This window comes from Moraxella lacunata (genome assembly GCF_002027545.1).
GTDB classification, from domain to species: domain Bacteria; phylum Pseudomonadota; class Gammaproteobacteria; order Pseudomonadales; family Moraxellaceae; genus Moraxella; species Moraxella lacunata.
In genome coordinates, this window is the sequence record NZ_MXAN01000026.1 from 13,332 (window position 1) to 27,133 (window position 13,802).

Below are 13,802 nucleotides of genomic sequence, written 5' to 3' on the forward strand. Positions count from 1 at the left end.
GCTGACATGTTGGGCTTTTATTGTATCACGATTTTGTCAAAACCGATTAGTTGTTTTGCTCAGGGGCGACTTCGGCAGGCTCAGCGATGACCACGCCAGCGGTGGGTTCATCAGTTACTGTCTCGTCTAGACCAACATCAACAGGCGTATCATTGGCATGCTCATGAGCGTGTTCAATGGCAGTGGCAGGACTGGTTGGTGCATTACCAACAGCAGCGATTTGCTCACCATCTTTGATTAGTGTGAACTCAATGCGACGGTTTTGGAAGCGACCTTGCTCGGTGGCATTGGTTGCCACAGGATGGTCAAAACTTGCTCCAAAGGTATCCAAACGCTCATCGGGCACACCCTTAGAGACCAGATAATCATGAACGGCACTGGCACGTTGTTCGGACAGCTCTTTGTTGTACTCATAAGAAGCATTGGTGTCGGTATGACCTGTGATTTTTAGTTTGGCATCGGGCAGTTTGATGAGTTTGGCAGCTGCCAGGTCAAGGATTTCTTTGTTTGGTTCAGGAATCTCGCTTGAATCATTGGCAAAGTTGATGATTTGTCTATTCAAGGCACGCACCAAATCATCAGCGACAGATGGGGCAGGCGTCTCACTTAGACCTACAATGGCAACTTTGGCGGTATCAATGCTTTGGGCGACAGCGACATTAATGTCAAGCTGTGGCTCTGCTTCTACCACAAAGTCAGCAGGAACTAAGGCTTTGGTAGCATCGATGAGTTTGGTGATATCATCGGCATTGGCAGCATTAAAGAGAATGGTTTTGTCAATGATGCTCACGCTGGCATTAGGCACGCCTTTGATGAGATTAAAGATACCGGTTAAATACTCACCAGCTGGCAAAGTATCTGCCACATCAGAGCTGACACTCAGACGACATGTGTCATCGGCGACACCAAACACGCCTGACAGGGCGGTGCGAATGTTGGCAAAAACACCTTCGCTACCTGCTTCGCCACGGCAAGAGTAGATGCCTTGACCTGTCTCGTCGGTGGCAAAGTTAAGCGTGGCGAGGGCTAAACCTGCGACGGCACCACCAGCAGGGGCGGTCTCGGCAGGGGGTGTGACAGGTGCTGCCACAGGCGTGGGTTTTTCTTGACAGCTACGTAGCAGAAGCCATGCCAGCCCTGCAAAAATCACCAAACCAATGATGGGTAGCAGGGCTTTCATGAAGCTACCTTCTTCTTTTTTGATGAGCTCTACTTGACCATTAACATGGGCGGCAGTAGGCTCCGAGACACTCTCGGTGGTTGGTGTAACTGGTGTCACGGGTGTGCTTGCGATGCTTGCGGTATCAGTGGCGATGTCTGCTGACGATGTTACCCCCAAAGCACCAACGCCTGCCAGTAGCCCTGCTGGCAGTAATTTTTCTGCCCAGTTGGGTAAAAACCCTGCAAAATCATCTGTTTTTTCTTGTAGGAAAGTGTGCAGTGAACTTGACCCTGCCAGTGTGTTCAGTTCACGTACGATGAGCGGTGCGGCATTGGCAGTTAGAGCTTCTGTGGTGGTGTTTGGCAGTCCATGTTCAAAGGCAAGCTCATTATTTAAGGTGGCAACTTGACTGACGCCTTGGGCATCTTGGATGAGAGTACTTAGCACATGATTGCCATCTTCAAGTTGTGCAGGGGTGAGTGCTTGCACTTTGGTGGCAATATCAGGGTTGCTAAGATTTGCACCAAACAGTCCATACAATCCTGTTAGTGCATTTGTCTTGGCGGTGTCATTGCCATCATGTTCGCCAATTAGGGCTAAGACTTTGGGGCTAACAACTGTTTGTAAATGATTAATCAGATTCATAAAAGCTCCTTACTGATTAGGGGTTGCCTGCCATTTAAATATGAATGAAATATAAATCCATCATCATAAAATACCAAAGGCAGGCACGGCAGGCACATCCTAATCATGAATAAAAATAAAAAATTTTAATTTTTGGTATTTTCAATAATATTGACATCAATATTAAACCTAATCATACAGTAGTATTCTACGTTAAAATCATGACAAAAGCGATGGTGGGTTTACAAATCATTTAAAAAACAACAATTATGCAACAATTTTATAAGAAAATCATACCATGAATTTTGAGAGGTTTTTAAAATCGGCTTGATATTGATGATATTGATGATAAAACCCAGTCATCAATAGCCAATAAAAACCCAAATCACATGATGACAAAAATCACAAGATTTGGGTCTGGCAGTTTTAGGTTCGCTTAGTAGCTTAGTTCAGCACGGCGATTTTGAGCCCAAGCGGCTTCGTTTGAGCCTGTGGCAACAGGTTGCTCTTCGCCAAAACTTAGAATCTCAACATTGGCGGTGTTCACACCCTTGCTGGCAAGATAGCTACGCACGGCAACGGCACGACGCTCGCCTAATGACATGTTATATTCACGAGTACCACGCTCATCGGTATGACCTGCGATTTGTACTCTAGCACCTTGGTTAGCGTTCAAGAATTGGGCTTGTTGGTCTAGGATGGCAGCAGCGTCGGCACGGATGGCGTCAGAGTCAAAGTCAAAATGCACCACGCCTTGCATGTTGCGAGCGGCATTTTGGATGGCGGCTGAGTTATTAACCAAAGCACCACCAGTATAGCCACCGTTAGCACCATAACCACCTAGGGGGGCAACAACCACTTGTGACTTTGGTTTTTTGCTGGCACAGCCTGTCACCATAAGGGTGCTGGCAGTCAAGGCCAATACAAGGGCTTTTGAGATTTTAGAAGTAAGCATAAACGCTCCTTAATTGAAGAATTTTATAAAACCATTTTGACGATTGTACCATTTTACCACAGTTTGCTACTTAATGACAATTTGCAAAATCATGTGAGAAAACCATACATTATAATGACAAAATTCACTGGGTTTAGCAAGTCATTTGCAAGTCATTTTAAGGTTGTTTTTGGGTATTTGGACAAAAAATTGATCTTTTTTGAGATTTTGTGGGCAGTTGTGTCAAAATAATGACCATATTGGCAATTTTTGGGGTGAGATGGTCTTTTTTTCATGACAAAAATTTGATAGTATGGCGTGTTCATTTATCCATCTCATGTTGATTAAATTTAAAAATGAAGTCAGCACCCAAACATCTTTAATATATAGGATTAGACCATGACGAACAGCAATAAAGAACCCCAAAAAATCTACCTAAAAGACTACACGCCACCTGCCTATCGTGTGGACGACATTTATTTAGACATAAAAGTATTTGATGACCACGCCACGGTATCTAGCGTGCTAAACATGAACCGTGAACATGACGGCGAGCTTGTGTTGTTGGGGCGTGAGCTTGAACTATTAAACATTAGCATCAATGACAAAGTGCTGACGGCTGATGATTATGCCCTAGATGATGAGAGCCTAACCATTCACAACGCTCCCGACACCGCCAAAGTTGCCATTGATGTAAAAATCACGCCCCAAACCAACACTGCCCTAGAAGGCTTGTATCAGTCGGGTACGGGCGATGAGCTGATGTTTGTTACCCAATGCGAGCCAGAGGGCTTTCGTAAAATTACCTTTTTTCCTGACCGCCCTGACGTGTTGACCGAATACACCACCCGAGTAGAAGCGGGCAAGCATTTCCCTGTACTGCTTGCCAATGGTAATTTGATAGAAAAAGGCGATGTGGGCGATGACAGACATTTTGCCGTCTGGCACGACCCGACCAAAAAGCCAAGCTACCTGTTTGCGTGCGTGGTGGCGGATTTGGCGGTGATGAGCGACCACTACACGACCAGTGAAGGGCGTGAAGTACTCCTAGAAATCTATGCCGTGCCTGCCGACATTGACAAATGCCGCGTTGCCATGACTGCCCTAAAAGACAGCATGAAATGGGACGAAGAGCATTATGGGCGGGCGTACGACCTTGACCGTTATATGATTGTCGCCACAGGGCAATTTAACATGGGGGCAATGGAAAATAAGGGCTTAAATATCTTTAACACGTCTTGCGTGCTATCTAGCCCAAAAACCACGACCGATGAGCGAAGTTTTCACGTCAAAGCGGTCATCGCCCACGAATATTTCCACAACTGGACGGGCAACCGCATTACCTGCCGTGATTGGTTTCAGTTGTGCCTAAAAGAAGGCTTTACCGTATTTAGAGACCAAAGTTTTTCATCAAGTCATCGCTCGCCTGCGGTACAACGCATTGATGACGTGGGTTTTTTAAAGGCTCATCAGTTCAAAGAAGACGCAGGCGTGCTGGCTCACCCTGTGCGTCCTGACAGTTTTGTGGAGATTAACAACTTCTACACCGTTACCGTCTATGAAAAAGGGGCGGAGATTGTGCGTATGATAGCGACCTTGCTCGGCAAGGACAAATTCCGCCAAGGCACGGACGAATATTTTGCTCGCTATGATGGTCAAGCCGTTACCATTGAAGATTTTTTATCAGCGATGAGCGTAGGTGATGAACGTGTGCTGGACTTTTTGGCATGGTACACCCAAGCAGGTACGCCTGTACTGACGGGTGGATTTGAAGTGGTGGCTGATGGCGTTGAGCTGACATTTAGTCAAGAAACTCGTCATGTGGCAGGATTTGATGAACCAAAAGCCCTGCCCATACCGATAGACGTGGCGATTTTTCATGGGGAGAGTGGAGAGCTACTTGCCCAAGAATTGCTACTTTTGACCAAAGACAGCGATACGTTTAGTTTTGACGGGTTGGATTTGGGTGGAGTGCGTCCTGTGGTGTCGGTACTGCGTAATTTTTCCGCCCCTGTTAAGCTAGAATTTGACTATACTGATGAAGATTTGGTAAAAATCGTACAATTTGAAAATGAAGGCTTTAATCAATGGCAAGCGGTGCAGACGTTGGTGGGTAGATTGTTGTTTGGCAAATCGGACAATGTCGCTCTTCTGACCGACACCCTAAAACGTATCGTGCCAACGCTCATGCACAAAGACCCCATGCTGACCGCTCGCCTGTTTGACGTGCCAAGCCAAAGCGAGCTTGCGGTGGCGTACGATAAAGACTACGACCCACAAGCGGTCAAGGCGACACGCACCGCCCTAAAAGAGCAAATCGCCCACGCCTTAGCCGACCATGTACAAGTGTGGTATGATGCTCTGCCTATCGTGCCGTATGAAGACACGCCTGACGCTCGTGGGGTGAGACTCCTTAGAAATGTGCTACTCAATCTGGCATTGACCGCCAAACTTGACATGACCGAACGCACCGAACGCCAGTACACCAACGCCACTTGCATGAGTGAACAGCTCGGAGCATTGGGGGCGATGATTGAGTTTGGCTTGCCAAATGCAGATGATTATACCACTCAGTTTTATGAAGAATATCATGATGATGATTTGGTCATTGACCAGTGGTTTAGTGTGCAAGCAGGGGCGGACAGTCGTGATGTGGCATTTATCAAGACCCTAATGGAGCGAACGGATTATGATTGGCAGACGCCAAATCGTGTGCGTACCACACTTGGAGCATTGGCAAATAAACCCACTCAGCTATGGACAAAAGACGGCATCTTACTGTATCTGTCGGCTTTGGCACGTTTGGATGTGATAAATCCTGTACTGGCTTCTCGTGCCTTATCGGCTCTGGCACGTTGGTATACGCTAGCAGATGATGATAAAGAGATGGTTAAGACAGAGCTTCTCGCCTTACAACAAAAGGTAAGCTCTAAAAATGTGCTTGAATTTTTAAATAATATGCTCGGGGATAAAGCATGAGTGTCACCCCATTTGTGTGGTTTGAATTTGATAAAGAAGTGCATGAGCTGTGGCAGGGCATGAGTGTGACGGGCAAACGCTTTGCCTATCATCAGCGACTGTCCGCACTCATCGCTCAGCAGACGGCATTCAAGGCGGATTTGGATAGTCTTAAACTGCTGGATGTGTTCTTATCGGCGGTCAAATCAGACTTGGCAGGCAAGAGTGTGAGCGAAGCTCGTGTGCTATCTCATGATGACTTTGCTCGGCTCATCATCATCTTGGCGTATCATGTCGTGCAGGTGATAAAGCAAGAGCTTGCCCAGTCAGTGGTTAAGCCTACCGTAAATATCTACACCGCCCAAGGGTTTAGCCGTGTCTATGCTCGCCTGTTCTCGCAGATGGGGGCAGACCCCCAAAGTCAGATGACAGATGAGCAGTTGCAGGGCTTTTATTATGGTATGGGCGTATTGTGCCAAGGCGTGGGGCAGGCAGGGCAAGCGGTGGCAGATAGGTTTTTTATCCTGTCTGTCATCGGGGCAAGGCTGTTTGGCACGATTGACCGCACCTTTGTGGCAGGTCTTGATGATAATGGGCAAGGTGTGGGCGTGGCAGAGGATAGTTTGTATTGGGCGGTGCATGATTTTATCAGTCGTTTTAAACAGTTGCAACACGACCCAACTGCCAATGACAGAGCTAAGCAGTTATTTAGCGAGCAACCGCTGTTTTTAAAGCAAACAGATAAGTCAGTGCAAGCGTTTGATGAGCAAGATGAGCAGGCTGTTTTAAAAAATAGTTTGCAAAATGACTTGCAAAATGGCTCACAAAATGGTTTGCAAGATAATGGGCAAAATAATTTAAATAACGACCTGCAAAATCATTCAATAAACCCTTTGACAAACGATGGGCAAGATGATTTAACAAGTTTTAATCAAGTCATGGTGGATGGACAACCAATCAGCCATGGCCCAGCCCCAGTTGTGCAAGATATGCAAACCTTACAACCTGCCAAGTCTGCCAGTCAAGCTCATGTTGTAAGCCCAAACACACCACATCAAGCCAAAAGTCCGCACCAATCCAATACCACAAACTTACCCCCTTCCGCCTATAAGCAAAGGGCGAGAGCGTCGCACACGCCCAAGCTTTTTGATGAAGCGTACCAAGATTTGCTCAACATCAATACCCCAAGCGATGCCGTGAGTGAATACCAAAAGGCGACAGCAGTACTGACCAAGTTTGATGCTTTTATCGATGCCAAAATCGCCGAAGGCAAGCAGATGGATGAGATTGTGTTTAATGACAAGCAGGTGCAGGCACGCAAACAGGCACTTGCCTTACTGGTGGGACTGGTCAAGCAGGGCAATCCGTCTGCCATGCTTCGCCTAGCCCTGTACTATTTTGGTGGGCGTGGCGTGGGCGTGGATATCAATAAAGCGGTCATGCTCACCAAACGCTCTGCCGAGATGGGCGATGTCCGAGCCCAAAAACTGCTTAGCCGTCTGTATTATCAAGGCTTTGCTCCGAGTGATGGCGGTATGGCGATGGACGTGAGCATGGGCGAGCATTGGCTTCGCAAATCAGCCGATGGCGGACATCCCGAAGCCAAAAAGGTCTGTGCTTACATGAATCAAGTGGAACTTCTAAAAAGTGACTACCGCACCGAGATGGTCTCAGACAAGCGTTATGGCATGCTGTTCATCGCTGTGGGCGTGGGGGCGGTATTGCTATTTATCTTGCTAAGTATGATGTCCTAACATGCGTCCGCCCCTATATTATCGCCTTGCCATTACCGCCCTAAAACCGCTTTATCGCTTGTTTTTGGCACGCAAAAAAGCTAACCTGTCCCATTATGAGCGTGAGATTGCCGAGCGGTTCGGGCAGGGTTATTTGTCTATTAGCCATGACAAGCCCGTCATTTGGTGTCATGCCGTGTCGTTGGGCGAGCTAAACACCGCCTATCCGCTACTTCGGCGTATGCTATCTGATGGCTATCATCTGTGGATAACGAGTACCACGCAGACGGGCTTTAACCGTGCCGAGATGCTTTTTAAAGATGAACTGGGCAAATCGGTACAGCACAGCTTTGTCCCTGTGGACGATGTGGCGGTGGTGGGGCGGTTTTTGGCACACGTTCGCCCTGTAATGGCGGTGTTTGTTGAGACCGAACTGTGGGCGAATACCCTATCAGTATTGGCAAGGCGGGGCATACCCAGCGTCATGGCAAATGCCCGCCTAACCCAAAAATCCTTTGATAGTTATGCCAAATTTACCCGTCTTAGCCAAAGTATGATGGCAAACTTATCACTCATCATCGCCCAAGATGAGCAAAGTTATCATAACTTCATCGCACTTGGGGCAAATCCAGATAAGGTCAAGCAGGCGTATTCTCTAAAATGGAGTGGTCGGATTGGCAAAATCCAATCCCTTGCCAACTTTACCGACTTTGTCAAAAACCGTCCCATTTGGGTCATGGCAAGCACACATGACGGTGAAGAACTGTTGGCACTAGATACGCATAAGCGACTGCTTGCTGATTTTCCTGATTTACTGCTTATCCTAGTGCCACGCCACCCCGAACGCTTTGATGACGTGGCAAGCCTTTGCACGGACTTTGTCTATCACAGACGCAGTCGGGGCGAGCCGATAGCCGATGATACACAGGTGTATTTGGCGGACAGTATGGGCGAGCTAATGCTGTGGTATGAGCTATCCGATGTGGCGGTGGTGGGCGGTTCGTTTGTGGACAAGGGCGGTCATAACCCCATTGAGCCTGTGAGCCTTGCCAAGCCTGTCATCATGGGGCAGTATGTCAAAAACTGTGCCGAGATTGTGCGTGATTTTGCCGATGTGGACGTACTCGTACAAAGCGATGATGACGGACTGTATGGGGCGGTTAAGGCGTGGCTGGATAATCCAGCCCTTGCCAAACAAGCAGGCGAGAGCGGTCAAAGACTGGTACAAGAGCGGGCAGGGGCGGATAAGGTGCAGTTTGACATGATAAGGAAATTGTTATGAATATCATCATCTTACCCCCGTCCGCCTTTGACGATACCACCGCTATGATTGGCAATGCTGACCAGCTTAACCATATCAAAACAGTGTTAAAGGCAAGCGTTGGCGACACCCTAAAAATCGGCAAAATGGGCGACAAAATGGGCGTGGGGCAAATTGCTTATATAGATGATAAAATTTGTACGTTAGAAAATATCCGCCTAGACACCGGCCCACCGTCCAAACTTGGCGTAACGGTCATGCTTGCCTTGCCACGCCCTAAGGTGCTAAGACGGCTTATCATGGATATGACAGCGTTTGGGGTTCATCATATTATCCTTATCAATTCCATTCGCACCGACAAAAGCTACTGGGGGTCGCCCCTGCTTGCCCGCCTTGATGAGTTTGTGCTAGAAGGGCTACAACAGGGTGTGGATAGCGTGCCACCTATCATCACCCTTGCCAAACGCTTTAAGCCCTTTGTGCAGGACGAATTGCCCGGTTTGATAAATGATAAATCCGCCCTTGTCTTTCACCCTTATGCCAAGACAAGTTTTACAAGTTTTGTCAGCAAAAATCCCTTGCCTAAGATTATCATCATCGGAGCGGAGGGAGGGTTTGTGCCTTATGAGATTGATTTGCTGGCAAGTGTGGGTGTACAATCGGTAAATATGGGTGAGCGGATTTTACGTACCGAAAGTGCGGTCAATGCTGTGCTTGGGCGTTGGGTGTAGTTATGTTGCTACAAAAACAATCACATCAAAAACAATCACATCAAAAGAGTGGGTATGCCCTAAATAGAAAAATCATCAGAATCCATATTTTTTGCCTGCTCTCTGGCTTTATGTCCTTTTTGGGTGCGAAATTTGGGGGCGGTTGCGTTGTAGCCTTGCCGTTTTTGCCAGTCATTGGCGATACGATATTGCCAAAATATGCGAAAGGCAATGCCTAGCACGACACTGGTAATCATGCCACACACCAGCAATCCCCACGCAAACGCCTTAAAGGAAAACACCGAGTGCATCTCAAAAGGATTGCCACCGTTGCCGGTTACCCATAGTGTCAAATCGGACACAATCAGCCCCATGCCCCGAATGCCAATCACAGGCTCGCCCAGTAGCATTGCCCCCACCGAATACGCCAACCAAAAAATCGGAATGGTCGTCAAAGGGTTGGTAATCCATGTCAAGACGACACTCATCGGCACATTGGCACGAAAGATTAACGCCCCAATCAAGGCAAGGGGCATCTGACCGGGCAAGGGGAAAAAGGCACACAGCACGCCCACATATACCGCTCGGGTTAGGGCGTTGCGATTTAACTGCCATAGGCGTGGGTCAGCCAAAAACGGAGCGAACAGGCTTATCATGCGGTTTTCACGCAATTTTTCGGGAGTGGGGAGCCAGTTTTTGAGCTTTTGTTTTGGCATGAAAGGCGTTGATGAATAAATGGAAATGGCAAATTATAGCAAATTTACAAGAGGCAATGTTGTTGTAATTTTGCAAATTTAAAGGGTGTTTTTAGTGAACATTGAATGAACAACTGGATAAAATAAAATCCCCAAGTGATGACTTGGGGATTTAAAATATTGGCACTCCATAGGGGATTCGAACCCCTGTTACCGCCGTGAAAGGGCGGTGTCCTAGGCCTCTAGACGAATGGAGCACAAGGACGTAAAACTGATTTTTTAAAAATCGCTTTACCAACTTTTGAACGCTTTCACCGTGTCTCTCAAAAGTGGGGCTATTATAGCAGATTATTTTTGTCCGTCAAGCAAGATTTTTAAAAATTTTAAGAAAGTTTATAACTTGATGAATTTTAATAATTTTTTAAAAATTGGTTCTAGTTCAAAAAGTATACTATTAAGAAAACCGTTCGTGGTGAGCTTGTCGAACCATAACGGTTTTCCGACCCTTCGATAGGCTCAGGGCAAACGGAAAACCTAGTTCGCCATGCTTTTTATACTAGACTTCTTTCCAAACCCCGATTTTTGTGGATTTTTAAAAACTTCAACCCCAATACTTATAAGGGTTTATTTTTAGTTTGGAAAGAGATTTACTACTACCAAAAAATTAATCTTTAAAATTGTTAAATTGCAGTGGCACGCCAAACGATTTTTCTTTTAAAAACGCCATGCACGCTTGCAAATTGTCCTTTTTCTTGTCGGAGACACGGATTTTATCGCCTTGAATGCTGGCTGAGACTTTCAAATCGCTCTCTTTGATGGCTTTGCTGATTTTTTTGGCGGTATCAGAGTCTAGTCCGTCTTTTAGGTTGATGACTTGCTTGGTGTGTTTGCCTGATTGGGCTTTGTCCTGTGGGTCTAGGCTTTGCAAATCCACGCCACGCTTGATGAGCTGTTTTTCAAAAATGGCATAGACGTTGTCCGCTTGCAGTTCGTTGTCGCAGGTAATGATTACGGTTTTGGCTTTTTCGTTTAGCTCGACCGTGATGTCGCTACCTTTGAAATCAAAACGAGTGGCGATTTCTTTGTCGGTGTTGCCAATGGCGTTACGCACTTCTTGAACGTTAAGTTCAGAGACGATGTCAAATGACGGCATGATGTTTCCTTATTTAAGTGGTGTTAAGTGGTTAGCTCTGATGACGGCAGATAGGGCGAGACGCTCAATGTTAAAATCTCAATCAACTCATCGTCCATATAGCCATAATCATCACTAATGTCAAGCACGATGACAGTTTTGGTGGACAGTTGGTTACCAAAGTGTTGGGCTAGGTGTTTTTTGTGTTTATGTTCCATGACAAAAATCAAATCTGCCCACTCAATGTCGGCGTGATTGACACTGTGGCGAGCGTTTCGGCTAGTGCCTGCCGAACGGGTATGGATGCCAATGTGTGAATCAAAAATTCGTTCGGCAGTCGGACTACGCCATTGATTTTTTGAACAAATAAACAAAAAGTTCATCTTAAATTTGTTCGCCCTTAATGTCAAGCATACCCATTTCATTAAAAATCTTGCAAAACAGTTCGGCGGTTTTTTGGGTGTCGTAAAGTGCCGAATGGGCGTGGCTATTATCAAACTCAATCCCTGCCATAAGGCACGTCTTGGCAAGCACCGTATGCCCATAGGCTAGGGCGGACAGGCTTGCCGTGTCTAGCACGCTAAACGCATGAAAGGGCGACTGATTTTTTGAATTGGTGCGGGCGATGACGGCATTTAAAAAACCCAAATCAAAATGAGCATTATGCCCCACCAAAATACATTGGCGACAGCCGTGGGCGTTTTTGGTGTCTTTTAGGGATTTAAAAATTTGGCGGATTGCCTTTTTTTCGTCTTGGGCGATGGCTTTGCGAAAGGGGCTATCGGGGTTAATGCCTGTAAATTCTAAGGCGGACGGCTCTAAATTTGCCCCGACAAACGGCTCAATATGGGCGTTTAATGGCTCGCCTTGATAGAGTTTGCCGTCATCATTCATCAAAATGGGAATGCAGGCGATTTCTAATAAAGCGTCTGTTTGGGCGTTAAATCCTGCCGTCTCCACATCTACAACGACAGGCATAAAGCCCCGAAAGCGTTTGGCAAGTGGGCTTTTGTCGTCTTTGGTTTCGGTTGTTTGGCTTGTCATTTTGCTATTCATGGCTGTACTGTTCATGATTGTATTGACCATGCTAAGGTTTGCCCTGCCAGTAGGGGGGTTAGGCTTTTGCCGTCAAGATAGGGGTAGCTGTTCGGCACGCTCATGTCCGATTTGACAAGGGTAATGGTGCTGGTATTGACAGGCAGTCCGTAGAATTTTGCCCCAAACACGCTGGCAAAATTTTCTAATTTATCCAACGCTCCCACGCTCTCAAAGGCGGTGGCATATAGGGGTAGGGCGTGGGGGGCGGAGTAGCACCCTGCACAACCGCAAGCGTTTTCTTTGGTGTGGGTGGCATGGGGAGCAGAGTCTGTGCCTAAGAAAAATTTGGGATTGCCAGAGGTGGCGACTTCTAGTAGGCGTTGTTGGTGGTTGGCACGTTTTAGGATTGGCAAGCAATAAAAGTGCGGTTTGACTCCGCCCACAAGCATATGATTGCGGTTGAATAATAGGTGCTGTGGCGTGATGGTTGCCCCTACGTTGTCCGCTTGGGCAAGGCAAAAATCGGCAGCGTCTGCGGTGGTGATATGCTCCATGACGATGCGAAGTTCGGGGAAATTTTTGATAATCACGGACAAAATCTCGTCCAAAAACCGCTTTTCACGGTCAAAAATATCCACGTCATGATGTGTAACTTCGCCATGTACAAGAAGCGGAATACCGTGTTTTTGCATACTTTCAAACACGTCCGCCCGTCCCAAAATGTCGGTAACGCCGTCTGACGAATTGGTGGTCGCCCCCGCAGGATAGAGCTTGACGGCTTGCACGATGCCTGAGGCTTTGGCATGGGCTATCTCATCGGCTGTGGTGTGGTCGGTCAAGTATAAGACCATGCGTGGGTCAAATTCAGCCTTACGCTGGCTTGGAACGTCCGCTTTATCAAGGGCGGTCAAAATCCGCTCACGGTAGGCGACCGCTTGCTCGGTTGTCTTGACAGGTGGCACAAGGTTTGGCATACAGATGACACGGTTAAAGCTCAAACAGGCGTGCGGTACGGTCGTGGCAAGGGCATCATTATCACGCAGATGAATGTGCCAGTCGTCTGGTTGGATAAGGGTGAGAGTTTGGGTGTTGGTCATGGCGGTAGCTGTGTTGTAGTAAAGCTACTATTTTAAGGGTTGGGGGGATTTTGTCAAGTTTTATGGGAAAAAGCTGAAAAATAAACCTAAAAACTATGATAAGAAAATGGTATTTTAAAGAGGTTGATAAAAATTTGGGCAAATAAACATTTTGATATTGTTTAATTAGGGCGTGCCTGCCCTTTATAACACTATTTACAATAGACTTCTTTCCAAACCCTGATTTTTATGGATTTTTAAAAACTTCAACCCCAATACTTATAAGGGTTTATTTTTAGTTTGGAAAGAGATTTAATATAGAAATATTTTAGAAAAAAACTAATCGTTTTTGCATGAAAAATGGCTAAATCTTGTGGCTCGAAGTCAAAAGCTCGTTTGATAGAGCGACTATCAAACTTCACGTTTTCCTTGAAAAACGTGCGATTTTTCGTGATTTTCATTGCAAATACAAAAGGCAG

The 13,802-nt window shown here is 46.6% G+C and carries 11 protein-coding genes, 1 tRNA gene and 1 pseudogene; 4 read left to right on the forward strand and 9 right to left on the reverse strand.

Features of this window, described 5'->3' with window-relative positions:
* Positions 1 to 46: 46 nt before the first annotated feature.
* Together B5J94_RS04665 and pal are read right to left on the reverse strand one after the other, a co-directional pair.
* Entirely contained in the window at positions 47 to 1,807 is a 1,761-nt protein-coding gene (locus tag B5J94_RS04665; RefSeq protein WP_062499048.1) for an OmpA family protein, read from the reverse strand.
* A gap of 415 nt (positions 1,808 to 2,222) precedes the next feature.
* Positions 2,223 to 2,741 (reverse strand): peptidoglycan-associated lipoprotein Pal, encoded by a 519-nt coding sequence (gene pal / locus B5J94_RS04670; protein ID WP_062499049.1) that lies wholly within the window; start codon positions 2,739 to 2,741, stop codon positions 2,223 to 2,225.
* A gap of 378 nt (positions 2,742 to 3,119) precedes the next feature.
* Here pal and pepN point away from each other — a divergent pair, with 378 nt between their 5' ends.
* From pepN to B5J94_RS04690, 4 genes are read left to right on the forward strand one after another with little or no spacing between them, the layout of a single operon-like run.
* Positions 3,120 to 5,699: an aminopeptidase N gene (pepN, locus tag B5J94_RS04675; RefSeq protein ID WP_062499050.1), complete on the forward strand. Its 2,580-nt coding sequence runs from the start codon at positions 3,120 to 3,122 to the stop codon at positions 5,697 to 5,699.
* Positions 5,696 to 7,432, forward strand: a complete 1,737-nt coding sequence (locus tag B5J94_RS04680) for a tetratricopeptide repeat protein (protein ID WP_062499051.1) — start codon at positions 5,696 to 5,698, stop codon at positions 7,430 to 7,432. Before pepN ends, B5J94_RS04680 begins: the two co-directional genes overlap by 4 nt.
* Position 7,433: 1 nt before the next feature.
* Positions 7,434 to 8,693, forward strand: a complete 1,260-nt coding sequence (locus B5J94_RS04685) for a 3-deoxy-D-manno-octulosonic acid transferase (RefSeq protein ID WP_062499052.1) — start codon at positions 7,434 to 7,436, stop codon at positions 8,691 to 8,693.
* Positions 8,690 to 9,403 carry a 16S rRNA (uracil(1498)-N(3))-methyltransferase gene (locus B5J94_RS04690; RefSeq protein ID WP_062499053.1) on the forward strand — a complete coding sequence of 238 codons (714 nt, stop codon included), beginning with the start codon at positions 8,690 to 8,692 and terminating at the stop codon, positions 9,401 to 9,403. Before B5J94_RS04685 ends, B5J94_RS04690 begins: the two co-directional genes overlap by 4 nt.
* 59 nt (positions 9,404 to 9,462) lie before the next feature.
* On the opposite strand, the gene B5J94_RS04695 is transcribed toward B5J94_RS04690, so the two are convergent.
* The 7 genes and pseudogenes from B5J94_RS04695 to B5J94_RS14470 form a co-directional block, all read right to left on the reverse strand.
* Positions 9,463 to 10,098 carry a DUF2062 domain-containing protein gene (locus tag B5J94_RS04695; RefSeq protein ID WP_062499054.1) on the reverse strand — a complete coding sequence of 212 codons (636 nt, stop codon included), beginning with the start codon at positions 10,096 to 10,098 and terminating at the stop codon, positions 9,463 to 9,465.
* 160 nt (positions 10,099 to 10,258) lie between these two features.
* Positions 10,259 to 10,334 (reverse strand) — tRNA-Glu (locus B5J94_RS04700).
* A gap of 407 nt (positions 10,335 to 10,741) precedes the next feature.
* Positions 10,742 to 11,230, reverse strand: a complete 489-nt coding sequence (locus B5J94_RS04705; protein ID WP_062499055.1) for a YajQ family cyclic di-GMP-binding protein — start codon at positions 11,228 to 11,230, stop codon at positions 10,742 to 10,744.
* A gap of 23 nt (positions 11,231 to 11,253) precedes the next feature.
* The gene (locus B5J94_RS04710; RefSeq protein ID WP_062499056.1) at positions 11,254 to 11,592 is read right to left on the reverse strand and encodes a low molecular weight protein tyrosine phosphatase family protein; all 339 of its coding nucleotides are present in this window, start codon (positions 11,590 to 11,592) and stop codon (positions 11,254 to 11,256) included.
* Between the two features lies 1 nt (position 11,593).
* Complete coding sequence (gene rnt, locus B5J94_RS04715) at positions 11,594 to 12,253, reverse strand: ribonuclease T (RefSeq protein WP_062499058.1); 660 nt, start codon at positions 12,251 to 12,253, stop codon at positions 11,594 to 11,596.
* Positions 12,254 to 12,276: 23 nt separating this feature from the next.
* Positions 12,277 to 13,344, reverse strand: coding sequence for a dihydroorotase (gene pyrC / locus B5J94_RS04720; RefSeq protein WP_062499057.1), 1,068 nt, complete (start codon positions 13,342 to 13,344; stop codon positions 12,277 to 12,279).
* 245 nt (positions 13,345 to 13,589) lie between these two features.
* Positions 13,590 to 13,802: pseudogene (locus B5J94_RS14470) on the reverse strand (hypothetical protein); the annotation flags it as partial.